This window comes from Pseudomonas sp. GW821-FHT11G12 (genome assembly GCF_058808055.1).
On the sequence record NZ_JBXARH010000007.1, the window covers coordinates 153,254 to 176,872 of the forward strand.

20 protein-coding genes and 1 other RNA gene are annotated in these 23,619 nt (G+C 61.8%); 12 read left to right on the forward strand and 9 right to left on the reverse strand.

What is annotated here, in order from left to right:
• The first annotated feature begins 111 nt into the window (after positions 1-111).
• From zipA to AC1RR7_RS20835, 6 genes are all read left to right on the forward strand, one after another.
• On the forward strand, positions 112-978 hold the full coding sequence (zipA, locus tag AC1RR7_RS20810) for a cell division protein ZipA (RefSeq protein ID WP_096822500.1): 867 nt from the start codon (positions 112-114) through the stop codon (positions 976-978).
• Positions 979-1,064: 86 nt separating this feature from the next.
• Complete coding sequence (gene ligA, locus AC1RR7_RS20815; protein WP_102622570.1) at positions 1,065-3,422, forward strand: NAD-dependent DNA ligase LigA; 2,358 nt, start codon at positions 1,065-1,067, stop codon at positions 3,420-3,422.
• Between the two features lie 165 nt (positions 3,423-3,587).
• Entirely contained in the window at positions 3,588-4,754 is a 1,167-nt protein-coding gene (locus AC1RR7_RS20820; protein WP_493158318.1) for a zinc-binding metallopeptidase family protein, read from the forward strand.
• A 111-nt stretch (positions 4,755-4,865) separates the two neighbouring features.
• Positions 4,866-4,962: signal recognition particle sRNA small type (gene ffs / locus AC1RR7_RS20825), an RNA gene on the forward strand.
• A 232-nt stretch (positions 4,963-5,194) separates the two neighbouring features.
• Positions 5,195-7,150, forward strand: a complete 1,956-nt coding sequence (locus tag AC1RR7_RS20830; RefSeq protein ID WP_493158320.1) for a hypothetical protein — start codon at positions 5,195-5,197, stop codon at positions 7,148-7,150.
• 124 nt (positions 7,151-7,274) lie between these two features.
• Positions 7,275-7,781 carry a DUF4823 domain-containing protein gene (locus AC1RR7_RS20835; RefSeq protein WP_273536085.1) on the forward strand — a complete coding sequence of 169 codons (507 nt, stop codon included), beginning with the start codon at positions 7,275-7,277 and terminating at the stop codon, positions 7,779-7,781.
• 81 nt (positions 7,782-7,862) lie between these two features.
• Here AC1RR7_RS20835 and AC1RR7_RS20840 read toward each other — a convergent pair whose 3' ends face one another.
• Complete coding sequence (locus tag AC1RR7_RS20840; protein WP_493158321.1) at positions 7,863-8,612, reverse strand: substrate-binding periplasmic protein; 750 nt, start codon at positions 8,610-8,612, stop codon at positions 7,863-7,865.
• 145 nt (positions 8,613-8,757) lie between these two features.
• Here AC1RR7_RS20840 and dnaX point away from each other — a divergent pair, with 145 nt between their 5' ends.
• The 5 genes from dnaX (at position 8,758) to AC1RR7_RS20865 (ending at position 14,319) form a co-directional block, all read left to right on the forward strand.
• Positions 8,758-10,842 carry a DNA polymerase III subunit gamma/tau gene (gene dnaX, locus AC1RR7_RS20845; RefSeq protein ID WP_102622561.1) on the forward strand — a complete coding sequence of 695 codons (2,085 nt, stop codon included), beginning with the start codon at positions 8,758-8,760 and terminating at the stop codon, positions 10,840-10,842.
• Between the two features lie 67 nt (positions 10,843-10,909).
• Positions 10,910-11,248 (forward strand): YbaB/EbfC family nucleoid-associated protein, encoded by a 339-nt coding sequence (locus AC1RR7_RS20850; RefSeq protein WP_007951650.1) that lies wholly within the window; start codon positions 10,910-10,912, stop codon positions 11,246-11,248.
• A 147-nt stretch (positions 11,249-11,395) separates the two neighbouring features.
• On the forward strand, positions 11,396-12,430 hold the full coding sequence (curA, locus tag AC1RR7_RS20855; protein ID WP_493158323.1) for an NADPH-dependent curcumin/dihydrocurcumin reductase: 1,035 nt from the start codon (positions 11,396-11,398) through the stop codon (positions 12,428-12,430).
• Positions 12,431-12,496: 66 nt separating this feature from the next.
• Entirely contained in the window at positions 12,497-13,099 is a 603-nt protein-coding gene (gene recR / locus AC1RR7_RS20860; RefSeq protein ID WP_096822493.1) for a recombination mediator RecR, read from the forward strand.
• Between the two features lie 71 nt (positions 13,100-13,170).
• Positions 13,171-14,319 (forward strand): acyl-CoA dehydrogenase family protein, encoded by a 1,149-nt coding sequence (locus tag AC1RR7_RS20865; protein WP_493158325.1) that lies wholly within the window; start codon positions 13,171-13,173, stop codon positions 14,317-14,319.
• A 144-nt stretch (positions 14,320-14,463) separates the two neighbouring features.
• Here AC1RR7_RS20865 and AC1RR7_RS20870 read toward each other — a convergent pair whose 3' ends face one another.
• Together AC1RR7_RS20870 and fnr are read right to left on the reverse strand one after the other, a co-directional pair.
• Positions 14,464-15,012, reverse strand: coding sequence for an adenine phosphoribosyltransferase (locus tag AC1RR7_RS20870; RefSeq protein WP_003223345.1), 549 nt, complete (start codon positions 15,010-15,012; stop codon positions 14,464-14,466).
• 78 nt (positions 15,013-15,090) lie between these two features.
• Positions 15,091-15,825 (reverse strand): fumarate/nitrate reduction transcriptional regulator Fnr, encoded by a 735-nt coding sequence (fnr, locus tag AC1RR7_RS20875; RefSeq protein ID WP_007951654.1) that lies wholly within the window; start codon positions 15,823-15,825, stop codon positions 15,091-15,093.
• Between the two features lie 155 nt (positions 15,826-15,980).
• Between fnr and AC1RR7_RS20880 the strand changes: the two genes are divergently transcribed.
• Entirely contained in the window at positions 15,981-16,463 is a 483-nt protein-coding gene (locus AC1RR7_RS20880) for a hypothetical protein (RefSeq protein ID WP_493158326.1), read from the forward strand.
• Here the strand turns inward: AC1RR7_RS20880 and hemN are convergent.
• From hemN to ccoG, 6 genes are all read right to left on the reverse strand, one after another.
• The gene (hemN, locus tag AC1RR7_RS20885) at positions 16,460-17,842 is read right to left on the reverse strand and encodes an oxygen-independent coproporphyrinogen III oxidase (RefSeq protein WP_493158327.1); all 1,383 of its coding nucleotides are present in this window, start codon (positions 17,840-17,842) and stop codon (positions 16,460-16,462) included. The genes AC1RR7_RS20880 and hemN overlap by 4 nt on opposite strands.
• 85 nt (positions 17,843-17,927) lie before the next feature.
• On the reverse strand, positions 17,928-18,611 hold the full coding sequence (locus tag AC1RR7_RS20890) for a sulfite exporter TauE/SafE family protein (RefSeq protein ID WP_039770036.1): 684 nt from the start codon (positions 18,609-18,611) through the stop codon (positions 17,928-17,930).
• Entirely contained in the window at positions 18,604-18,816 is a 213-nt protein-coding gene (gene ccoS / locus AC1RR7_RS20895; protein ID WP_007951659.1) for a cbb3-type cytochrome oxidase assembly protein CcoS, read from the reverse strand. Before ccoS ends, AC1RR7_RS20890 begins: the two co-directional genes overlap by 8 nt.
• Positions 18,817-18,838: 22 nt before the next feature.
• Entirely contained in the window at positions 18,839-21,289 is a 2,451-nt protein-coding gene (locus AC1RR7_RS20900) for a heavy metal translocating P-type ATPase (protein WP_493158328.1), read from the reverse strand.
• 318 nt (positions 21,290-21,607) lie between these two features.
• On the reverse strand, positions 21,608-22,147 hold the full coding sequence (locus AC1RR7_RS20905; protein WP_493158329.1) for a FixH family protein: 540 nt from the start codon (positions 22,145-22,147) through the stop codon (positions 21,608-21,610).
• 11 nt (positions 22,148-22,158) lie between these two features.
• On the reverse strand, positions 22,159-23,574 hold the full coding sequence (ccoG, locus tag AC1RR7_RS20910) for a cytochrome c oxidase accessory protein CcoG (RefSeq protein WP_493158330.1): 1,416 nt from the start codon (positions 23,572-23,574) through the stop codon (positions 22,159-22,161).
• Positions 23,575-23,619 lie beyond the last annotated feature (45 nt).

Here is a 23,619-nt window from a genome sequence, read left to right on the forward strand (position 1 = left end):
ATACGTGGGCAAAACGCCTGTCAGAACATAGAGTTGGCGCCACGTTTTAAAGCGGTTTGCACAGTGTAAACCCCTTATTTTTCAGCATTTTTTATAGAGGCACGGGATTACATGGAAATCGGTCTGCGCGAGTGGCTGATCGTCATCGGCATCATTGTGATAGCCGGTATTCTTTTCGATGGCTGGCGCCGTATGCGCGGCGGCAAGGGAAAACTGAAATTCCGTCTTGACCGAAGTCTGTCCAACCTGCCGGACGAGGACACCAGCGCTGAGCTGTTGGGCCCGGCCCGCGTACTGGACAACCATAAAGAGCCGCAACTGGACGAACACGACCTGCCATCGGTGAGCATGCCGGCCCGCGAAGCACGCGAGCCTCGCGAATCCGCTTCCAAGCGCGGCAAGCGCGGCAGCAACGGTCCCGCCCAGGGCGACCTGAACCTCGATCTGGACCTGGACGGCGGCCCGAGCTTCAGCAGCCGTGACGATGATTTCATCGAGCCGGTCGCCAAGGCGTCGCCGGCAGTTGCCGATAAAGATCAGCCGCAAGCCGAAGAAGTATTGGTCATCAGCGTGATCTGCCGCGACCCGGCCGGCTTCAAAGGCCCGGCACTGCTGCAGAACATTCTGGAAAGCGGTCTGCGTTTCGGCGAGATGGATATCTTCCACCGTCACGAAAGCATGGCCGGCAACGGCGAAGTGCTGTTCTCCATGGCCAACGCGGTCAAGCCGGGCATCTTCGATCTGGACGACATCGACCATTTCAGCACCCCGGCGGTGAGCTTCTTCCTCGGCCTGCCAGGCCCGCGTCATCCGAAGCAGGCCTTCGACGTGATGGTCGCGGCAGCACGCAAGCTGTCCCAGGAACTGAACGGCGAATTGAAAGATGACCAGCGCAGCGTCCTGACCGCGCAGACCATCGAGCACTACCGTCAGCGCATCGTCGAGTTCGAACGCCGCGCCCTGACCCAGAAGCGTTGATTGAAAAGGTTGCCTCGCGATAAAGAGGCAATCGGCAAATAGATTGAGCAGCCTCGGCTGCTCTTTTGCTTTATGAGAGAACACCCATGACTGCCGCCGAAACCCGCATTCTAGAGCTGCGTGCTGAGCTCGATCAGCACAACTACCGTTACCACGTTCTCGATGAGCCGAGCATTCCGGATGCCGAGTACGACCGGTTGTTCCACGAGCTCAAGGCGCTGGAAGCGGCCAACCCGGAACTGATCACCAGCGACTCGCCGACCCAGCGCGTCGGCAGCGTGGCGCTGACCGCGTTCACCCAGGTGCGTCACGAAGTGCCGATGCTCAGCCTCGGCAACGCCTTCGAAGAAACCGACATGCGCGAGTTCGATCGCCGGGTGACCGAAGGTCTGGACCTACCGGCCGGTGACCTGTTCGGCGGTGGTGCGGCGGTGGAATACAGCTGCGAGCCGAAACTCGATGGCCTGGCGGTCAGCCTGCTGTATCAGGACGGCGTGCTGGTGCGCGGCGCCACGCGCGGCGACGGCACCACCGGCGAAGACATCAGCGTCAACGTGCGCACCGTGCGCAACATCCCGCTGAAGCTTCACGGCGAAGGCTGGCCGGCGACGTTGGAAGTGCGCGGTGAAGTGTTCATGTCCAAGGCCGGTTTCGAACGCCTGAACGCCTCGCAACTGGAAGTCGGCGGCAAGACCTTCGCCAACCCGCGCAACGCCGCCGCCGGTAGCTTGCGTCAGCTGGATTCAAAGATCACCGCCAACCGTCCGCTGGAATTCTGCTGCTACGGCATCGGTCAGGTGTCCAACGACATCGCCGACACCCACATTGGCAACCTCAAGCAACTGCAAGCCTGGGGCATGCCGATCAGCCACGAATTGAAACTGGCCAAGGGTATCGGCGAATGCCTGGATTACTACCGCGATATCGGTGAGCGTCGTAACTCGCTGGCTTATGAAATCGACGGCGTGGTGTTCAAGGTCAACAGCATTGCCGACCAGCGCGAACTGGGCTTCCGCGCCCGCGAGCCGCGCTGGGCCATCGCCCACAAATTCCCGGCGATGGAAGAACTCACCGAGCTGCTCGATGTGGAATTCCAGGTCGGTCGCACCGGTGCGGTCACGCCCGTGGCGCGGTTGAAACCGGTCAAGGTTGCCGGCGTCACCGTGGCCAATGCCACGCTGCACAACATGGACGAAGTTGCCCGGTTGGGCCTGATGATCGGCGACACGGTGATCATTCGCCGCGCTGGCGATGTGATCCCGCAAGTGGTGCAAGTGGTCATCGAGCGCCGTCCCGAGGACGCGCGCCCCGTGCAAATTCCTGAGAGCTGCCCGGTCTGCGGATCCCATGTCGAGCGCACGCAACTGGTCAAACGCAGCAAAGGCAAGGAGACCATCAGCGAAGGTGCGGTGTACCGCTGCGTCGGCCGACTGGCCTGCGGTGCGCAACTGAAGCAGGCGATCATTCACTTCGTTTCGCGACGCGCCATGGATATCGAAGGCCTCGGCGACAAGAGCGTCGAGCAGTTGGTGGACGAAGGTCTGGTCAGTTCGCCGGCCGATCTCTACGCGCTGAAGTTCGACGACATCGTCGATCTGGAAGGCTTTGCCGAGGTGTCGAGCAACAAGTTGCTGGCCGCCATCGAAGACAGCAAGAGGCCGGGTCTGGCGCGGTTCATTTATGCGCTGGGTATCCCGGATGTCGGCGAGGAGACGGCCAAGGTGCTGGCGCGCTCGCTGGGGTCGCTGGAGCGCGTCCAGCAAGCCTTGCCGCAAGTGCTGACGTACTTGCCGGACATCGGCCTGGAAGTGGCGCACGAGATCCACAGCTTCTTTGAAGATGCGCACAACCAGCAGGTGATCACCGAGCTGCTGGGTCACGGTTTGCAGATTCAGGATCAGGGTGAGCTGGGCGCCGAGTTTGCCGCGAGTACAACGCTGGGCGGTTTCCTCGACAAGTTGCACATTCCTTCGGTCGGGCCGGGCGGGGCGCAGAAGCTGGCGGACAAGTTCGAATCGCTGGAAGGGGTGATGAACGCTGACTGGCTGGACATGCGCCAGGCATTGCCGGAGAAACAGGCCAATTCGGTGCGTGAGTTTTTTGAATCGCCTGAACATCGGCAACTGGCTGAAAGCGCCGAGAAACAACTGCGCGATTTCGGCATGCACTGGCAGAGCGAGAAAAAAGTCGTCGAAGGCCTGCCACTGGCCGGCGAAACCTGGGTGCTGACCGGCAAGGTCGAGCTGATGAGCCGCGACGTCGCCAAGGAACACCTGGAAAGCCTCGGTGCCAAGGTCGCCGGTTCGGTGTCGGCCAAGACCCATTGTGTGGTCGCCGGGCCGGGCGCCGGGTCGAAACTGACCAAGGCCAACGAACTGGGCGTGAAGGTGATGGATGAAGAGGCGTTTATCGCGTTCCTGAAAGGACACGGTATCAGCGCCTAACTGATCGACAGATGATCGTTCCCACGCTCCGCGTGGGAATGCCGCCCCGGACGCTCCGCGTCCGCTGTGACGCAGAGCGTCACGGTATGCGTTACCACGCGGAGCGTGGGAACGATCTGTTCGCGGGAATGATCTAGTCTTGGCAAGCCCAAGGGAGAGATCGCCATGTACCGCTTTTTCGAGCAGCTCAGTTCCCGCATCGTCGCGCCGTTCATGGGCGAATCTTCACGCAACAGCAAAGTCTGGCCGTGCCGTTGCGGCCAGTCGTTGTTCTTTCGCAACAGTCAGTGCCTGGCCTGCAACGCGGCGCTGGGTTATCAACCGGAACACAGTCGGCTGACGTCGCTGCAACCGGGGCCGTTTGAGGGCACCTGGACGCTGGATGCCGATCCCGAGGCCGGCCTGTTCCGGCGCTGCGCCAACCTCGATACCCCGGCGGCCTGCAACTGGCTGCTGCCCGCCAGCGATCACGACACCCTGTGCGCGGCTTGCGATCTGAATCGCACCATCCCCGATCTGTCCGTCCCGGAAAACCCCGAGCGCTGGCGCAAGGTGGAAATCGCCAAGCGCCGACTGGTCGCACAACTGATCAGCCTCGGCCTGCCGGTCATCCCGAAAACCGTCGACGAAGACACCGGCCTGGCGTTCGATTTCATCGGTGTCGATCTGGAAGGCAATTCACCGATGACCGGCCACGCCAACGGCCTGATCACCCTCGATATCGCAGAGGCCGACGACGCCCACCGCGAGCAGGTTCGGGCGCAGATGCACGAACCCTATCGCACATTGCTCGGGCATTTTCGCCATGAGGTCGGGCATTACTACTGGGATCGGCTGATCGACAACGGCCCTTGGCTGGGTTCGTTCCGCAACCTGTTCGGCGACGAACGCGCCAGTTATGCCGAGGCGCTGGAGCGGCATTATCAACAGGGCGCGCCGGCGGACTGGTCGCAGCATTACGTCAGTGCCTACGCCACCATGCACCCGTGGGAAGACTGGGCGGAAACCTGGGCGCATTACCTGCACATGATGGACGCAGTGGACACGGCGCTGGGTTTCGGCATGAGCGCCCGGGAGATGGACCTCGATTATCAGCCGTTTCCATCGAGCACGCTGTACGACCCTGAGCATCCCGGCGGCGCGGCGTTCCTGTCATTCGTCAACGCGTGGATCGAGCTGGCCGGCATGCTCAACGAACTGTCGCGCAGCATGGGCCAGCCGGATTTCTATCCCTTTGTGCTGCCGCCTGCGGCGATCGCCAAGCTGCACTTCATTCATCTGGTGATCCAGCAAGAGGGCGGCCGGGCCGACGAGGTGCTTCAGGCGCAATAGCAAGTGCTTGAAGCCCTTCATATTTTTTATCTACAACCAGCGGTTGTAACTTCGTCTCAGATAGGTACAATGGCGCGGCTCGCCGACAGGTGAGCGTCGTTATGGTGACCCTATCGGTCCCCCCGCAACGATTACCCGTGAACCTGGTCAGAGCCGGAAGGCAGCAGCCACAGCGGGAACATTGTGTGCCGGGGTGTGGCTGGTAGGGTTACCACCTTAACGAACCTCGAACGAATCAACACCGAACTGCATGGGTTTCGCCCACTGCGGTTTTTTTATGCCTGCGATTTGGTGGTTCGTACGCAAACCCCCTGCTCGCGAGGGCGCCGACACGGGGTAATCATTTGCTCTTCAATCCCGCATACTCGCAGCCACCGAAATAAATGAAGAGTCTGGCCGGGATCGACCTTGTAAGGTCTGTACCCTGGCCGCGAGGTTTTATGCTCCCGGAACATTCCGATTTATCCAGCCCCGTGTTTTTGCCCGTCACGGATGAAACCTGCGCGAACCTGCTGCAGGCGAGTGGCGCCAAAGCCCTCGAAGCCCTGAGCGATCCCGAATTGGCGGCAGTGCTGGTCATCCAGAATCTGGTGCAAACGACAGAGCAGGATCTCGGCGCCGTGGCGGCAGAGAAGATTCTGGCCAAGCTCTTGTCCTGGGCTGCCGAAAAGCGGCAGTCAACAACGGCGGGCCTGCTGTCGGAAGCACAGCGACTGTTCGATCCGCGCAAACTGTATTTCGGCCTGAAAGTTCTCAAACCACTGAACCTGCGTTTTCTGCTGGCCGAAGAAGTGTCCGCACGCGACTATTTGTTGCCCGATGGTCAGTGGGATTTCGAATACAAAGTCCGGCGCCACCGCAGCCATGACCCGTTCAGTCAACAGATCGTGACGCCCCGGCAGCGCGAGCGCTGGTTGAGCCCGGCGCAGGACAAACTGGTCAGGACCTTCCGCGCCAACCTGGATGAAGATCTCCACGTTCAAGGTTACGCAGGGATCGGCAAGAGCCATCTGCTGGTGGCCTTGCTGGAGCATCTACGCCCGGAAAAAACCCTGTTGCTGGCGCGCACCCCGGCCAAGCTCGAAGTCCTTCGCCAGCGCATGGTGGGGCCGAGCGAGAAGAAGGCCGGCAAGACCTTCCTGGCGTTTGCCCAGTCGCTGATGCTCGGTCGCAGGCCTGCGGCGGAGGGGGCTCGAATCCCGACTCGACAGGCGCTGGCGCAGGAACTGAACATCTTCGGTTTCCGCCACCACGACGGGCAGGCGACCCTTGAGCTCTGCCTCAAAGTGATCGAGCGCTACTGCCGTTTCCGTGATCACACTTTTTCGGCGAAGCATCTGCCGCACTTCAACCAGCCGCTCTCCAGCGTGGACGCGCAGGTTTTACTGGAGTATTCGAGCCGGGTGTGGGGCTACCTCGAACTCAACCCGGCGTGGGGCAGTCAGACCGGCTTCGAAGCTCTGTTGATGATCAAGCGCGCCTGTATTGCCGGCTGCGTGGTGCCGGCGCGCTACACCCACGTGCTGATCGACGAGAGTCAGGACATTCCCGGCTCGCTGTTGCAGATCATCGAACGCGGTCGTCAGGTGCTGATCACCCTCGGCGACGAGTACCAGCAGGCCAGCGGCGTGTCGGTCAAGCGGCACCGCGAGGTCCGCCAGAGCGATATCAGCTATTCCGTGCGCTCGGGCCGCAACGTCGAAAAGCTGGTCAACCCGCTGATCGCCCGGCACTCGCAGAAGGGCAAGATTCCGTTCGAAGGCGCCAGTGATGCTGATGTCGTCATCAAGGAGTACCCGGAAGGTTTCGTACCGTCCGAAGGTTGCGTGGTGCTGACGGCATCGCCGTGGGACACCATGATCTGGGCCATCCACCTGCACGATTCCAACTGCAAGTTCAGATTCCCGGACAAGCGAACCCAGGATGATCTGAAGCATTTCATGGCTACGGCCATCGAATTGTTCAAACCGGATTTCTATCGCTCCGAATACAGCGAAAACGGCGTGCATCCTTACTTCAGCGACTTGCCCGACTGGCAGGCCGTGTGCGACGCCAATCAGTTCGACGAGTCGTTTCTGCGGGTCAAGGCCAAGCTGGAAAACGGCTTCATGATTGCCGACCTGACACGCCTGAACCGAATGATCGACAACACAGGCAACGGCTGCATGTTGATGCTGGCGGAAGAGGCGGGGGGCATGGAGTTCGACAAGGTGCTGCTGACCCCCGGCCTGCTGACCAACGAGAAATTCAAGGATGCCTATGCGTTCGATCAGCGGATCTGCGCCGTGTACATCGCCATTTCCCGCGCCAGGCTGAAGCTTTACGTGCCGTACGATGTGGTTGCGTGGGTCGAGTATCACGAATACCAGAAATTCCGCGATACGGCCGGCCATTGATGGTGCCGGGCTGTTGAGATCCTTCGGTCATGGACAGAGTGGTGGCGCATTAGTAGCATTCGCGCGCTTCAGCCTTCTATTCAGCGGGTTGAGCTCTTCTCGTATCGAAAGTCATGGAGACACTGTGTTCAAGCGTTCAATCATCGTTTTATCTGTTCTGGTGTCAGGCTGTTCCGCCAAGTACGTTCAGCAGGATTTGACGACAAGCCCTGAAAAGTTGATTCAAGGTCAGTCGGTCTCTATCGCAACGCCTGTCGATGGTCGTTACGAGACCACCGTTTATAAAGCGTCGGGTGCCATGACGGCGGGCGCGGTCCGGTCGGCATTTGCCCGCTATGCGAATCAGGTGAAAGTGTCCGAATCCTGTGCGGATCTTGCCTGTATCAGGCAGCAGGGGAGTGCCGGGTACTACGTTGTGCCGGAAATCCTGCATTGGGAAGACCGGGCTACGGAGTGGTCGGGTATTCCGGACCGGATCGAAGTGAAATTGGCGATTTACGGCGCGAAGGGCGATGAACCTCTGGCGTCGACCGTGGTGTCAGGCAAGAGCAAGTGGCTGACGTTCGGCGGCGATCATCCACAGGATCTGCTGCAGAAACCGATCGAAAGTTATGTGAAGGCTCAGTATTGAGATTTGTAGCTGGCTGAAAAACATCGGCAATGAAAAAAGGAACTCGTCAGACGGGTTCCTTTTTTTGTGGGTGTTTACGGGTCAAGGTTCGCTGCCCGACCCCCCGGTATACAACCGGATAATGTCATCAATCTCCCCCGACATTTTCATCTGCAGCAACGTCCTCAATATCCGCTGCACCGGCACTTTCGGATCGTTGCGGACGTAGCAGCCGACCTGCTGCTCCTGCAACACTGCCACCCCTCGCAGTTGCTGCCCCGGCAGCAGGCGCTGGTTGAACCAGTCCAGCGTCCATTGATTGCTCACGGCGTAGCGGTAACGGCCGGCCAGGAGTTTGTCCAGCACCTGTTCCTGGTTGCGTGCGTCTTCGCGCCATAACCGGTCGGCGTCGAACAGCGGTTGCAGCGTGGGGTAGCTGTAGCCGAGCACGGTGCCGATCGATTGGCGGGGCAGGTGGGCCGGATCGACGCTGGAGGGTTGATCCTGGCGGCCGATCAGCAGGTCGCGCTGGAAGAACAGCGGGATGCTCCAGATGTAATTCCCGGACAGGTTCGGCAGCCACGATTGCGAGGCATAACAGCGCACGTCGACTTCGCCGTGTTCCATGGCGTTTTGCACGCGGGTGCGGGGCAGGACGTGAAACTCCGCCGGCACGCCGACCTGGGTCGCCAGGCTGAGCATCATGTCGTAAAGGATGCCCTGGGTCGGGCGGCCGCGTTCGTATTGCGCCAGCGGCATCGCCCAGCTGTCGGCCATGGCGAAGCGCAGCGGCGGCTGCGCGGCCATCGCGTTCAGGCTGATTCCCAGTATTGCCCCCACGGCCCACCGCATAAATGCTCCGGTAATTCCCGTTCCCGTGCCGACAAAAGCCTCCGCCCATGCAGCTTAGCCAGAATAGAAGAGCGCACCGGATGCAATTTTGCCCTTGCTCCGCTAGCATTAGCCGCTTCTGCTTCCTTTGCCGCGACGGTTTTCGATGAGTTATCAGGTTCTTGCACGTAAATGGCGTCCGCGCTCGTTCCGCGAAATGGTCGGCCAGACCCATGTGCTCAAGGCTCTGATCAATGCCTTGGACAGCCAGCGCCTGCACCACGCCTACCTGTTCACCGGGACGCGGGGCGTCGGCAAGACGACGATTGCGCGGATCATCGCCAAATGTCTGAACTGTGAAACAGGTATCACTTCAAGCCCGTGCGGCGAGTGTTCGGTGTGCCGGGAGATCGATGAAGGGCGCTTCGTCGACCTGATCGAGATCGACGCCGCGAGCCGGACCAAGGTCGAGGACACCCGCGAGCTGCTCGACAACGTGCAGTACGCCCCGAGCCGCGGGCGCTTCAAGGTCTACCTGATCGACGAAGTGCACATGCTCTCCAGCCATTCCTTCAATGCGCTGCTGAAAACCCTCGAAGAGCCGCCGCCCTACGTCAAGTTCATCCTGGCGACCACCGACCCGCAGAAACTTCCGGCAACGATTTTGTCGCGATGCCTGCAATTCTCGCTGAAGAACATGACCCCCGAGCGGGTGGTCGAGCATTTGACCCATGTTCTCGGCGCGGAAAACGTGCCGTTCGAAGACGACGCCCTGTGGCTGCTCGGCCGCGCGGCCGACGGTTCGATGCGCGACGCCATGAGCCTGACCGATCAGGCCATCGCCTTCGGTGAAGGCAAGGTGTTGGCCGCCGATGTGCGGGCAATGCTCGGTACGCTGGATCACGGTCAGGTCTACGACGTGCTGCACGCGCTGATCGAAGGTGACGCCAAGGCGTTGCTCGAAGCCGTGCGTCACCTGGCCGAACAAGGGCCGGACTGGAACGGCGTGCTCTCGGAAATTCTCAACGTGCTGCACCGCGTCGCGATCGCCCAGGCCTTGCCGGAAGGCGTCGACAACGGCCACGGCGACCGTGACCGGGTGCTGGCACTGGCCCAGGCCTTGCCGGCCGAAGACGTGCAGTTCTATTACCAGATGGGCCTGATCGGCCGCCGCGACTTGCCGCTGGCGCCAGACCCGCGTGGCGGATTCGAAATGGTCCTGCTGCGGATGCTGGCCTTCCGGCCGGCGGATACGGCGGACGCCCCGAGGCAACCGCTAAAGCCAGTGGGGATCAGCCAGGCCACAGTTGATTCCGCAAACTCAGTGGCTGCCGCGCCGAAACCTGCGCCGGTAGTTGCTGCGGCTGTTGCGCCGGCTCCGGTGGTTGCACCTGCGCCAGCGCCTGCTCCCGAGCCCGCCCCGGTTGCCCCGGTGATTGCGCCTGAACCCCTGCCTGAGCCGGAACCAGAGCCGGTCGCCGTCGAGGAAGTCGTCGATCTGCCGTGGAATGACCCGGTAGAACCGGCTCCTGTGCAACAGCCAGCGGTCGAGCCGGTGCTGGAAACCACCGCCGAGCAGCCTGACCTGCCGCCGATGCCGCTGCCGACCCCGGACAGCGTCGTGCCGGATGCGCCGGAGTGGGCCGCCGCGCCGATCCCCGAGCCGTCGGTGGCCGAGGTCGATGCCGCCACGCCGGGCATGGACATGGACGACGAGCCGCCGCTCGACGAAGACTACATCGAGCCGGACATGGATTCGGCCTACAGTTACCTCGACGATCTGGCCAGCGAACACGCGGCCGATCCGGTCCCGGAGCCCGAGCCGGAACCCGCCGCTGCGCCGGCCACCGGTCTGGCCCTGCAATGGCTGGAGCTGTTCCCGAAACTGCCGATCTCCGGCATGACCGGCAGCATCGCCGCCAACTGCACGCTGATCGCGGTCGATGGCGACAACTGGCTGATGCACCTGGACCCGGCTCATAGCGCCTTGTTCAACGCCACCCAGCAGCGTCGGCTGAACGATGCGTTGAACCAGTACCACGGCCGCACGCTGAACCTGAGTATGGAGCTGATCAAGCCCGAGCAGGAAACCCCGGCCCAGGCCGCCTCCCGGCGCCGTGCCAACCGTCAGCGCGAGGCGGAGGAGTCGATCCATGGCGATCCGTTCATCCAGCAGATGGTGCAGCAGTTCGGTGCGGTCGTGCGACACGATACTATTGAACCTGTCGACGCCCTGGTCAGTCAGGGCTAATAACTGAAGGCGTTCGGCGCAAATCGCCGGACGCTGTATTGATCCAAGTACTTTTGAGGTGATTACCATGATGAAAGGTGGCATGGCCGGCCTGATGAAGCAGGCGCAGCAGATGCAGGAAAAAATGGCCAAGATGCAGGAAGAGCTGGCCAACGCAGAAGTCACCGGTAAGGCCGGCGGCGATCTGGTCACCGTGGTGATGACCGGTCGTCACGACGTGAAAAAAGTCAGCATCGACCCAAGCGTTCTGCCGGGCCTGGACGAAGACGACCGTGAAGTGGTCGAAGATCTGGTGGCCGCTGCCGTCAACGCTGCCGTGCGTCAGATCGAAGCCAACAGCCAGGCTAAGATGGGCAGCATGACCGCTGGCATGAACCTGCCGGCCGGTATGAAACTGCCGTTCTGATTCGCCTTTGCGGATTGGATGAGCTACAAAAAATGCCAGGCATCGCGCCTGGCATTTTTGTTTCTGGCTGAAGAAGCATCGAACGCGCAAAAGCCACCAAGGTCTGCTCCCTATACCCCGAATTCATTATTCAAAGGAGACGCTGACATGTCCGCCCCCCTGACCCTCAATCAACGCATCGTGCTGGCCTCGCGTCCGGTGGGCGCGCCAACACCCGAGAATTTCCGTCTGGAGCGCGAAGCGCTGCCGGCGCTTGAAGACGGCCAGTTGCTGCTCAAGACCCTTTACCTGTCACTCGATCCCTACATGCGCGGGCGCATGAGTGACGCACCGTCCTACGCTGCGCCGGTACAAATCGGCGAGGTGATGACCGGTGGGGCTGTCAGCCGGGTCGAGCAGTCGCGTCATCCAAAATTCCAGGTCGGCGATCTGGTGGTCGGCGCCACGGGTTGGCAAAGCCACAGCCTCAGCGACGGGCGCAACATCATCCCGATCCCGTCGGGGCTGCCGAGCCCGTCGATGGCCCTCGGCGTGCTGGGCATGCCGGGCATGACCGCTTACATGGGGCTGATGGACATCGGCCAGCCGAAGGCAGGGGAGACCCTGGTGGTCGCCGCTGCTTCTGGCGCAGTAGGTTCGGTGGTCGGGCAGGTGGCGAAGATCAAAGGCCTGCGCGCCGTCGGCGTGGCCGGCGGTGCAGAGAAGTGCAAATACGTGGTCGAGGAGCTGGGTTTCGACGCCTGTATCGATCACAAGGCGCCTGACTTTGCCGAACAACTGGCCAAGGCCTGCCCGAAAGGCATCGACGTCTATTACGAAAACGTCGGCGGCCATGTCTTCGATGCGGTCGTCCCGCTGCTCAATCCCAAGGCGCGGATCCCGCTGTGCGGTCTGATTGCCGGCTACAACGCCACTGAAGTACCGAAAGGTCCGGATCGTCTGCCCGCACTGCAACGCACCTTGCTGACCAAGCGAGTACGCATTCAGGGCTTCATCGTGTTCGACGACTATGGCGACCGTCAGCCGGAATTCATCAGCGCCATGGTGCCGTGGGTGCGCGAGGGCAAGGTGAAATTCCGCGAAGATGTGGTTGATGGCCTGGAGCAGGCGCCGCAAGCGTTTATCGGGCTGCTGGAGGGGCGCAACTTCGGCAAACTGGTAGTGCGGGTCGCCCAGGACTGAGGATTTGACGCTGGCCGGAGGCGCGGGTATAAACCGCGTCTCGTTGTTTTGTCGGACTTTTTCCCCATGAGCTTCAGCCCTTTGATTCGCCAACTGATCGACGCCCTGCGAATTCTGCCGGGCGTGGGTCAGAAAACTGCCCAGCGTATGGCGTTGCAGTTGCTCGAACGTGACCGCAGCGGCGGCACGCGCCTGGCCCAGGCGTTGAGCCAGGCCATGGAAGGGGTCGGACACTGCCGCCAGTGCCGCACGCTGACCGAAGACGATCTGTGCCCGCAATGCGCCGACACACGCCGTGACGACACGCTGCTGTGCGTGGTGGAAGGTCCGATGGACGTCTACGCGGTCGAGCAGACCGGGTTCCGTGGGCGCTATTTCGTGCTCAAGGGGCATCTGTCGCCGCTGGACGGGCTCGGCCCGGAGGCCATCGGCATTCCGCAGTTGATGACGCGGATCGAAGAGGCGGGCACCTTCACCGAAGTCATCCTCGCCACCAACCCGACTGTGGAAGGTGAAGCGACGGCGCACTACATCGCGCAATTGCTCAACAACAAAGGCCTGATCGCCTCGCGCATCGCTCACGGCGTGCCGTTGGGTGGCGAGCTGGAACTGGTGGACGGCGGCACGCTGGCTCACTCGTTTGCCGGGCGCAAGCCGATTTCCCTCTGAACCACACAATCCTGTTGAAAACCAAGCAAGCGCTCGGTTAAGTTCGGCGAACCCTTCCATGGAGTTCGCCGATGCCTGCCTTCCAGGAATACTTCGACCCCAGCCACCAAATGATCCGCGACAGCGTCAGACGTTTCGTCGAACGCGAGATCCTGCCGGACATCGATGCGTGGGAAGAAGCCGAAAGCTTCCCTCGTGAGCTGTACCTGAAGGCCGGTGCGGCCGGCATCCTCGGCATCGGTTATCCCGAAGCGCTGGGTGGCAGTCACGAAGGTGATCTGTTCGCCAAGATCGCCGCCAGTGAAGAACTGATGCGCTGTGGCTCCGGCGGGTTGGTGGCCGGGCTCGGTTCGCTCGATATCGGTTTACCGCCAATCGTCAAATGGGCCCGGCCCGAAGTGCGTGATCGCGTCGTGCCTCAAGTGCTCAGTGGCGAGAAAATCAGCGCATTGGCCGTCACCGAGCCGGGCGGCGGTTCTGACGTCGCCAACCTGCAGACCCGCGCCATCCGCGACGGCGATCATTACCGGGTCAGCGGCAGTAAAACCTTTATCACCAGTGGCGTACGCGCGGATTACTACACCGTCGCGGTGCGTACCGGTGCGCCCGGGTTTGGCGGCATCAGCCTGCTGTTGATCGAGAAGGGCACGCCCGATTTTACCGTCGGTCGGCAGCTGAAGAAAATGGGTTGGTGGGCGTCGGACACGGCTGAGTTGTTCTTCGATGATTGCCGGGTACCTGTGGGAAATCTGATCGGCGCGGAGAACATGGGGTTCGCCTGCATCATGGGCAACTTCCAGAGCGAGCGGCTGGCCCTGGCGTTGATGGCCAACATGACCGCGCAACTGGCGCTGGAAGAAAGCCTGAAGTGGGCACGGGAGCGGCAGGCGTTCGGTAAGCCCATCGGCAAGTTCCAGGTGATCAAGCATCGCCTCGCCGAAATGGCCACGGCGCTGGAAGTCTCGCGGGAGTTCACCTACCGGCAGGCGGCGAAAATGGCGGCTGGGCAGAGCGTGATCAAGGAAATCTCCATGGCCAAGAACTTCGCCACGGACACCTCGGACCGGATCACCACGGAAGCGGTGCAGATACTCGGCGGGCTGGGTTATATGCGCGAAAGCCTGGTGGAGCGGCTGTATCGGGATAACCGCATCTTGTCGATTGGCGGCGGGACGCGGGAAGTGATGAACGAGATCATCAGCAAACAGATGGGGCTTTAGATTTTGTGACTGATCGTTCCCACGCTCTGCGTGGGAATGCAGCCCGGGACGCTCCGCGTCCCTTCCAAAGCCGAACGCGGAGCGTCCGTTGAGGCATTCCCACGCGGAGCGTGGGAACGATCGGGAGTCGCGGAGCGGGGTTGCTTACTTGTCGGTCAGCGCAAACTGCGTCAGGCAGAACGTAGGAATGCCCATGTCCTCAAGACGCTGCGAACCACCCAGTTCCGGCAGGTCGATGATCGCCGCTGCTTCGTGAACGCGGGCGCCCATGCGCCGGATCAGGTTGGCCGCTGCGATCAGCGTGCCGCCGGTGGCGATCAGGTCATCGAACATCACCACCGAGTCGCCTTCACACAGGCTGTCGGCGTGCACTTCGAGGAACGCTTCGCCGTATTCGGTCGCGTAGCCTTCAGCCAGTACGTCCGCCGGCAGTTTGCCTTGCTTGCGGAACAGCACCAGCGGCTTGTTCAACTGATACGCCAGCACCGAACCGATCAGAAAGCCCCGCGCATCCATCGCGCCGATGTGGGTGAAGTCGGCTTCCACATAGCGGTGGGCGAAGCTGTCCATCACCAGGCGCAGGGCCTTGGGCGACTGGAACAGCGGGGTGATGTCGCGAAAGATCACGCCCGGTTTCGGGAAATCGATCACAGGGCGGATCAGGGATTTGATGTCGAAGGAGTCGAAGACCATCGTCGAGGTGTCCTGGCAGGGCTGCAAACGGCGCAGTATACCCGCGGCTGAAACGATACGCTCGGCCGCGGGTCGAGATCAGACTTCGAGCGAGCCGCCGGCCAAGGCGCAGAGCTGGATCGGGTCGAGGATATGGATTTCCTTGCCCTCGGCGGCGATCAGTTCGTTTTGCTGGAAGCGGGTGAAGACCCGGGACACGGTTTCCACCGCCAGCCCCAGGTAGTTGCCGATTTCATTGCGCGACATGCTCAAACGGAACTGGTTGGCCGAGAACCCGCGAGCGCGGAAGCGGGCCGACAGGTTGACCAGGAACGTGGCGATGCGCTCGTCGGCGGTTTTCTTCGACAGCAGCAACATCATTTGCTGGTCGTCGCGGATTTCGCGGCTCATCACACGCATCAACTGACGGCGCAGCTGCGGCAATTGCAGGGCCAGTTCGTCGAGGCGTTCGAACGGAATTTCGCAGACCGAAGTGGTTTCCAGCGCCTGGGCGGAAACCGGGTGTTTCTCGGTGTCCATACCGGACAGCCCGACCAGTTCGCTCGGCAGGTGGAAGCCGGTCAGTTGTTCTTCGCCGGTATCGCTCAGGCTGAAGGTCTTCAGGGCGCCGGAGCGTACTGCATAAACGGAATCGAAGGTGTCGCCCTGGCGGAACAGGAACTCACCCTTTTTCAACGGGCGGCCACGTTTAACGATTTCGTCCAGCGCATCCATGTCTTCCAGATTCAGCGAAAGTGGCAGGCAGAGAGGGGCCAGGCTGCAATCCTTGCAATTAGCCTGGTTGTGAGCGCGCAGTTTAACTGGCTCGGACATTTCTTAAATCCTTGTGGGAAAACACACATAAGGCGTAAGGGTAACCCAGGGGAGGACATTCAGGCCAGCCTGTGGCGAGATTGCTCCCACGGCATAAAGCCGCAGGGATGACGGCCGATAAACAGGTATCTGACGGCATGCAAGGAACCGCTTCGATGACTGCTATTGGCACGCTGACCCCCGGTAACAGTGGCGTTGCGTCGTTGCTGGAAAGTGCTGAAACCTCCGTTGACGATGAGTCCGGCACAGACGCGGCATTGTTGGGAACCCCGACCTTGGTCGAGGGCGTCAAAGTGTCGCTGTCCGGTGCCGCCATTGCAAAATCCGCCGGTGTCGGCGGGAAAAACAGCGATATCGATGAAAGCGGCTTGCCGGAAAACGTCCAGCAATTGCTGAAGATGATTCGCAAGTTTCGCCAGCAGATCGCCGAAAAGAACGCCCAGATCAACGCGCTGATGGCCAACAAGACCCTTTCCAACGAAGAGCGGTTCGCCAAGATCGCTGCCCTCAAAGGCGCCATCTCCGCCCTCAACAACGGTCTGATCACTGCCAACCTGTCTCTGGCCAAAGTCATCGACCAATCGGGCCTGACCGCTGACCAGAACCTGAAAACCAACTCGCTGCTGATGAAGAGCTAAATCACCCGCGAAAAACGCTGGCGGTTCTGCTGTTCCAGATACGCGTCGAACACCATGCACACCGAACGCACCAGCAGGCGCCCGGCCGGCAGCACGGTGATGCGCTCGCGATCCAGTTCGATCAGCCCGTCCTGCGCCATGCCCTGCAATTGCGGCCAGAGCGCGCCGAAGTAACCCTGAAAATCGATGTTGAAGCTGCGCTCGATCTCGGCGAAGTCCAGGCTGAAATTGCAGATCAGTTGCTGAATCACCGCGCGGCGCAAGCGATCGTCAGCGTTGCACACCAGGCCCCGGCTGGTGGCGAGTTGCGCGCCGGCGAGGGTGTTCTGGTAGTGATTGAGGTCGCTGCTGTTCTGGCAGTACAGATCACCGATCTGGCTGATGGCCGACACGCCCAAGCCGATCAGGTCGCAATGACCGTGGGTGGTGTAGCCCTGGAAATTGCGTTGCAGGGTCGATTCTTCCTGGGCAATCGCCAGTTCATCGTCGGGCAGGGCGAAGTGGTCCATGCCGATGTAGCGATAGCCGGCGGCGGTCAGTTGTTCGATGGTGCGTTGCAGCATTTCCAGTTTCTGCGTCGGGCTCGGCAGTTCGTTGCCGTTGATCCGTCGCTGCGGCATGAAGCGTTCCGGCAGGTGCGCGTAGTTGAATACCGACAGCCGATCCGGTTGCAGGCTGATGACTTCCTCGACGGTGCGGGCGAAGTTGTCCGGGGTCTGCTTGGGCAGGCCGTAGATCAGGTCGATGTTGATCGAGCGAAATTGCAGGGTGCGCGCCGCGTCGATCACGGCGCGGGTTTCTTCCAGGCTTTGCAGGCGATTGACCGCGCGTTGCACCGCCGGGTCGAGGTCCTGCAGACCGATGCTGACCCGGTTGAAACCCAATTCGCGCAGCAGGCCCATGGTCGACCAGTCGGCTTCGCGTGGGTCGATCTCGATACCGTAATCGCCGGAGTCATCGTCCAGCAGATTGAAATGTTTGCGCAGGTGCGCCATCAACTGCCGCAACTCGTCGTGGCTGAGAAAGGTCGGGGTGCCGCCGCCGAAGTGCAGCTGCTCGACTTTCTGCGCAGGGTCGAGGTGGCAGGCGATCAACTGGATTTCCTGCTCGAGCCGTTGCAGATACGGCAGCGCGCGGCCACGATCCTTGGTGATGACCTTGTTGCAGGCGCAGTAATAGCAAATGTTGGCGCAGAACGGTACGTGCACGTACAGCGACAACGGGCGCAGGGCCTTGCGGCTGTCGCGCAGGGCGTGGAACAGGTCGAAGGTGCCGACCTGACTGTTGAATTGCACGGCCGTCGGATACGAGGTGTAGCGCGGCCCCGCCAGGTCGTAGCGGCGGATCAAATCGGTGTCCCAACGAATGGCGTCGAGCATGCGGGCATTCCCCCGGATAGGCTGGCAGTGTGAGCGAGTCTAGGGGAGGGCGCGGAGGGGCATCTTGATTTGCATCAAGCCTGGATCAGTGGCCCATCAGCCAGTGCTGGTGCGGCCCCGGCAGGGTCCAGATGCCGAACAGGATCACCAGCAATCCACCAGCCATGCGCACGCTGCGTTTGCGCAACAGCGCCGTGACCCGCTCGGCCGCGAGGCCGGTCGCCAGCAATACCGGCCAGGTGCCGAGCCCGAAGGCGAGCATCAGCAAGGCACTGTCCAGTGCATTGCCCTGGCTGGCCGACCACAGCAACGTGCTGTAAACCAGCCCGCACGGCAGCCAGCCCCACAGCGCGCCGAGCAGCAGCGCCCGGGGCAGACTCGACACCGGCAGCAGGCGATTGGCGACAGGCTGAATGTAGCGCCACAGTCCGCGACCGAGGCTTTCGATGCGAGTCAGGCCGCTCCACCAGCCCGCCAGGTACAAGCCCATGGCGATCAGCAGCAACCCGGCGAGCACGCGCATGAACAACGCCGCAGGACTGTTGGCGACGGCCCATCCGGCCAGCCCGATCAGCAATCCGGCCGTGGCATAGCTGAGGATTCGCCCGAGGTTGTAGGCCAGCAGCAATCGAAAGCGTCGGCTGCGTTGTTCCTTGGGAATCGCCAGGGTCAGCGCGCCCATCAGGCCACCGCACATGCCCAGGCAATGCCCGCCGCCGAGCAGGCCGAGAATCAACGCAGACACCAACAGCGGCGCCAGTTCAAGCATGGGGCGGCGCCTTGTCGTCCGGTTTGGCCGGGTTGGCTTCGTCCACCGCAGCGGTGTGGTTCGGGTCCTGGTCGTCGAACAGGATGCTGTGGGCGGGGCCGTCGAGGTCGTCGTACTGGCCGCTGTCCACCGCCCAGAAGAAGATGTAGACGGCGATGGCCACGATCAGCAGCGCGGCCGGGATCATCACGTAGAGAGCTGGCATCTGTACTCCATGCCCGCGCGGCTCAGGCCGGCAGCGGGCGGGTTTCTGACGAGGCGCTGACGGCCGGCGTACTCGGCAGGCGAGTCAGGCGCAGGGCGTTGAGCACCACGGTCAGCGAACTGATCGACATGCCGACGGCGGCCCACACCGGAGTGATCCAGCCGAGGGCGGCGAACGGCAACATGAGGCCATTGTACAGCGCGGCCCACAACAGGTTCTCGATGATCACCCGCCGTGTGCGGCGGGCGAGCGAGAAGGCTTGCACCAAGGCGTCGAGGCGGTTGGACAGCAGCACCGCGTCGGCACTGGTTTTCGCAAGATCAGTGGCCGAGCCCATCGCCACGCTGATGTCCGCAGCGGCCAGCACCGGCACGTCGTTGACCCCGTCGCCGAGCATCAACACCTTGCGACCGGCCTTGTGCAGTTGTTGCAGCACTTGCAGCTTGTCGTCCGGGCGCAAACCGCCCCGGGCCTCGTCGATGCCCAGTTCGGCTGCGACACTGGCGACCATCGGCGAACTGTCGCCCGACAACAGCAGCGTGTGCCAGCCGCGCGCCTTGCACGCAGCGAGCAGGGCCGGGGCGTCGGCGCGCAGGCGATCATCAAGGACGAACCAGGCCAGCGGCCCCTGATCGTCACCGAGCAACAACCATTGGCCCGGTTCATCGGGCATCGACGGCACAGGCGCGCCGCTCAGATCGCAGACAAAATCGGCCTGACCGATACGCAAGCGCTGTGTTCCGACCAATCCTTCAAGCCCCAGCCCCGGCGTGCTGTGAACTTCTTCGGCGGCCAGCGGCGCCCGGCCAAAAGCCCGGGCAATCGGGTGTTCCGAGCGGTTTTCCAGCGCGGCGGCCAGGCTCAGGCATTGATCGCTGTCGAGGGTGCCGAGAGGGCGTATCGAACGCAGCACCAGACGCCCCTCGGTGAGGGTGCCGGTCTTGTCGAAGATCACCGTGTCGATCTGGTTCAGGCCTTCCAGCACATGACCGCGCGTCAGCAGCAGGCCGAGTTTGTGCAGGGTGCCAGTGGCGGCGGTGAGGGCGGTCGGCGTTGCCAGCGACAACGCGCACGGGCAAGTGGCGACCAGCATCGCGAGGACGATCCAGAACGCCCGCGACGAATCCAGCTCCCACCACAGCAGACCGATGGCGGCTGCTGCGATCAACGACAGCAACAGGAACCACTGCGCGGCACGGTCGGCGATTTCCGCCAGCCGAGGTTTTTCCGCCTGGGCGCGATCCAGCAGGCGGACGATGGCTGACAGCCGCGTGTCTTGGCCGAGCGCCTGCACTTCAACGGTCAGCGCACCTTCCACATTCAGCGTGCCGGCGGTGACTGCATCGCCCAATGTGCGCGGCTGTGGCAGGTATTCGCCGGTCAGCAGCGACTCATCAATACTCGACTGGCCGTCGAGGATCTTGCCGTCCGCCGGCAGCACAGAACCCGGTTGAACCAGCACCCGGTCACCGAGGCGCAGTTCGCTGAGCAGGATGCGTTCGCTCTGGCCGGCGTCGTCAAGGCGCAGGCATGAGGCCGGCAACAGATTGACCAGTTGTGCGGTGGCGGCGGCGGTGCGTTCCCGGGCGCGGCGTTCCAGATAGCGCCCGGCCAACAGGAACAGGGCGAACATGCCCACCGCGTCGAAATACAGCTCGCCGACCCCGGTGATCGAGGTCCAGATCCCGGCGACATAAGCCGCACCGATCGCCAGCGATACCGAGACGTCCATGGTCAGATGACGGGTGCGCAAGTCGCGCATGGCACCTTTGAAAAACGGCGCGCAGCTGTAGAACACAATCGGCGTGGTGAGGAACAGCGCGACCCAGCGCAAGATGGTGTGCAATTCCGGGCTGAGGTCGATGTTGAATTCCGGCCATGTCGCCATGGTCGCCATCATCGCCTGAAACCACAGCAGCCCGGCAACACCGAGCTGACGCAGGGCGAGGCGGTTTTCGTTGGCCAGTTGTTCGCTGGCGCGGTCAGCCTGATACGGGTGCGCGGCGTAGCCGATGTGGCGCAGTTCGCCGAGGATCTGGCTCAGCGGCAATTGCCCGTCAGCCCAGCGTACGTGCAAGCGATGGTTGGACAGGTTCAACCGCGCCTCGGCCACGGCGGGCAGCGTGCGCAGGTGTTTCTCGATCAGCCAGCCGCACGCGGCACAACTGATGCCTTCCATCAACAACGTGGTCTCGGCCAGTTCACCTTCGTGGCGGACGAAGGGTTGTTGCACGTCGGCGCGGTCGTACAGCGCCAACTCGTCGACCAGTTGCACCGGCAGTGCTTCAGGGTTGGCCGAGGCTTCGCTGCGGTGCTGGTAATAACTTTCCAGCCCGCCAGCGACGATGGCTTCGGCCACGGCCTGACAGCCGGGGCAGCAGAACTCGCGGGACTCCCCGAGCACGACGGCGGTGAAGCGGCTGCCCGAAGGGACGGGCAGGGCGCAGTGGTAGCAGGGGATGGGGGTGGTCATGGCATTGTCGAAGGGGTGAGCCCTTTTTTTCGGGTTGTCCGCTTGCCCTCACCCCAGCCCTCTCCCGGAGGGAGAGGGAGCCGATCGGTGGAGGCCGGATTAATGGGTTCAGTCAGCGTTATCGTCACTGGCATACATCGATTATGCAAACACCCGAGATCAGTGCCCTCTCCAGGGAGAGGGAGCCGATCGGTATAGGCCGGAAAAATGTGTTCAGTCAGCGCTATCGGCACTGGTGTACATCGAATTTATAAACACCCGAGATCAGTTCCCTCTCCTGGGGGAGAGGGCTAGGGTGAGGGGGCACTTGCAGGCTGTTTACTTCTTCAAATCCTCAGCACCCTGCAGCGGTTCATCACCCAGCAACAGATCCTTGTCATGGCTGACTACTTCTTCTTCAAACATCCGCCACACGTGATCGTCCTGCGAACCCAGCAGTTCCACAAAGCGCCGGCCTTCGATCTTGTCGCTCAACTGGCCAATGTAGCGGCCGGTTTCGGTTTCACTGCGGGTCAGGACAATCTTGCGATCCTTGTCCGGCTGGGTCGGCGAGATCAGGTTCAGTTCCAGGGTTTTCGGCTGGCTGTCGCCGCTCAGGCGCAGGTCGACTTCGCCGGTCACATCATCCAGGTGCACGGCAGCGCGCATCTTCAGGTTCTGCGCCAGCAGCTCACGATCCAGCGAACGGTTGATGCCTTTGCCGGCCTCGTAGTAGTTGTCGTTGACCAGGTTGTCCGGGTTGTTAACCGCAATGGTCACCATGGACAGCGTCAGGGTCACCGAACAGGCCAGAATCCCGATGATGATCCATGGCCAGAGATGCTTGTACCAAGGGCTTGCGGCGTTTGCTGCGGGCATGTTCAGTTCTCTCAACGATTTTGTGGGCCGATGAACCGGCTCTTGGCTTCTACGTGGACGCTGTCGTCATCGGCATCCTTGAGGATGAATTTCACCTCGTTGGTGCTCGACGGCAGTTGTTCGGGCGCGCTCGACAGCTCGACCGGCATGCTGAAGATTTCCCCGGCCGGCACCTTGATCTCGCGTTTGCCTTGCAGGCGCAGATCCGGCAATCCGGCGGCTTCCAGCACGTAGGTGTGGTCGCGCTGATCCTTGTTCATGATCTTCAGGCTGTAGACGTTTTCGATCCGGCCTTCAGCGTTTTCACGGTACAGCACGCGGTCCTTGCTGACGTCGAAGCCTACCAGCGAACGCATGAAGAAGGCCGTCACCAGCAGACTGATCATCGCCAGCAGCACCACGGCATAACCGATCAGACGTGGTCGCAGTTTATGGGTCTTCTGGCCGGACAGGTTGTGTTCGGTGGTGTAGCTGATCAGCCCGCGCGGGTAATCCATTTTGTCCATGATGCTGTCACAGGCGTCGATGCACGCGGCGCAGCCGATGCACTCGATCTGCAGGCCGTCGCGGATGTCGATGCCGGTCGGGCAAACCTGGACGCACATGGTGCAGTCGATGCAGTCGCCCAGGCCCTGAGCCTTGTAGTCGACGCCTTTCTTGCGCGGGCCACGGCTTTCGCCGCGACGCGGGTCGTAGGAGACGATCAGGGTGTCCTTGTCGAACATCACGCTCTGGAAGCGCGCATACGGACACATGTAGATGCACACCTGCTCACGCAGCCAACCGGCGTTGCCGTACGTGGCGAGGGTGAAGAAACCGACCCAGAAATACGACCAGCCATCGGCCTGGCCGGTGAAGAACTCGAACACCAGTTCGCGGATCGGCGAGAAGTAGCCGACAAAGGTCATGCCGGTGACGAAACCGATCAGCAGCCACAGTGCGTGCTTGGAGAATTTGCGCAGGAACTTGTTGGCGCTCATCGGCGCCTTGTCGAGCTTGATGCGCTGGTTGCGGTCGCCTTCGGTGACCTTCTCGCACCACATGAAAATCCACGTCCACACGCTTTGCGGGCAGGTGTAGCCACACCAGACCCGGCCGGCATACACCGTGATGAAGAACAGGCCGAACGCGGCAATGATCAGCAGGCCCGAGAGCAGAATGAAGTCCTGCGGCCAGAAGGTCGCACCGAAGATGAAGAACTTGCGTTCCGGCAGGTTCCACCACACCGCCTGATGGCTGCCCCAGTTCAGCCAGACCGTTCCGAAATACAGCAGGAACAGCGCCGCGCCGCCCATCATCCGCAGATTGCGGAACAGGCCGGTGAAAGCACGGGTGTAGATTTTTTCTCGAGAGGCGTAAAGGTCGACGCTGTTGTTCGCGTTCTTGTTGGGGGGCGTGACGTCGTGTACCGGAATCTGATTACTCATCATTGCATCCCACGGCAGTGGAAAAATGCCTCGGTCGATACGTGC

What these genes read in the sequence shown, in the direction of transcription:
- zipA (WP_096822500.1), top strand. Translation starts at nt 112, where the DNA reads ATGGAAATCGGTCTGCGCGAGTGGCTGATCGTCATCGGCATCATTGTG.
- ligA (WP_102622570.1), top strand. Translation starts at nt 1,065, where the DNA reads ATGACTGCCGCCGAAACCCGCATTCTAGAGCTGCGTGCTGAGCTCGAT.
- AC1RR7_RS20820 (WP_493158318.1), top strand. Translation starts at nt 3,588, where the DNA reads ATGTACCGCTTTTTCGAGCAGCTCAGTTCCCGCATCGTCGCGCCGTTC.
- AC1RR7_RS20830 (WP_493158320.1), top strand. Translation starts at nt 5,195, where the DNA reads ATGCTCCCGGAACATTCCGATTTATCCAGCCCCGTGTTTTTGCCCGTC.
- AC1RR7_RS20840 (WP_493158321.1), bottom strand. Translation starts at nt 8,612, where the DNA reads ATGCGGTGGGCCGTGGGGGCAATACTGGGAATCAGCCTGAACGCGATG.
- dnaX (WP_102622561.1), top strand. Translation starts at nt 8,758, where the DNA reads ATGAGTTATCAGGTTCTTGCACGTAAATGGCGTCCGCGCTCGTTCCGC.
- AC1RR7_RS20850 (WP_007951650.1), top strand. Translation starts at nt 10,910, where the DNA reads ATGATGAAAGGTGGCATGGCCGGCCTGATGAAGCAGGCGCAGCAGATG.
- curA (WP_493158323.1), top strand. Translation starts at nt 11,396, where the DNA reads ATGTCCGCCCCCCTGACCCTCAATCAACGCATCGTGCTGGCCTCGCGT.
- recR (WP_096822493.1), top strand. Translation starts at nt 12,497, where the DNA reads ATGAGCTTCAGCCCTTTGATTCGCCAACTGATCGACGCCCTGCGAATT.
- AC1RR7_RS20865 (WP_493158325.1), top strand. Translation starts at nt 13,171, where the DNA reads ATGCCTGCCTTCCAGGAATACTTCGACCCCAGCCACCAAATGATCCGC.
- AC1RR7_RS20870 (WP_003223345.1), bottom strand. Translation starts at nt 15,012, where the DNA reads ATGGTCTTCGACTCCTTCGACATCAAATCCCTGATCCGCCCTGTGATC.
- fnr (WP_007951654.1), bottom strand. Translation starts at nt 15,825, where the DNA reads ATGTCCGAGCCAGTTAAACTGCGCGCTCACAACCAGGCTAATTGCAAG.
- AC1RR7_RS20880 (WP_493158326.1), top strand. Translation starts at nt 15,981, where the DNA reads ATGACTGCTATTGGCACGCTGACCCCCGGTAACAGTGGCGTTGCGTCG.
- hemN (WP_493158327.1), bottom strand. Translation starts at nt 17,842, where the DNA reads ATGCTCGACGCCATTCGTTGGGACACCGATTTGATCCGCCGCTACGAC.
- AC1RR7_RS20890 (WP_039770036.1), bottom strand. Translation starts at nt 18,611, where the DNA reads ATGCTTGAACTGGCGCCGCTGTTGGTGTCTGCGTTGATTCTCGGCCTG.
- ccoS (WP_007951659.1), bottom strand. Translation starts at nt 18,816, where the DNA reads ATGCCAGCTCTCTACGTGATGATCCCGGCCGCGCTGCTGATCGTGGCC.
- AC1RR7_RS20900 (WP_493158328.1), bottom strand. Translation starts at nt 21,289, where the DNA reads ATGACCACCCCCATCCCCTGCTACCACTGCGCCCTGCCCGTCCCTTCG.
- AC1RR7_RS20905 (WP_493158329.1), bottom strand. Translation starts at nt 22,147, where the DNA reads ATGCCCGCAGCAAACGCCGCAAGCCCTTGGTACAAGCATCTCTGGCCA.
- ccoG (WP_493158330.1), bottom strand. Translation starts at nt 23,574, where the DNA reads ATGAGTAATCAGATTCCGGTACACGACGTCACGCCCCCCAACAAGAAC.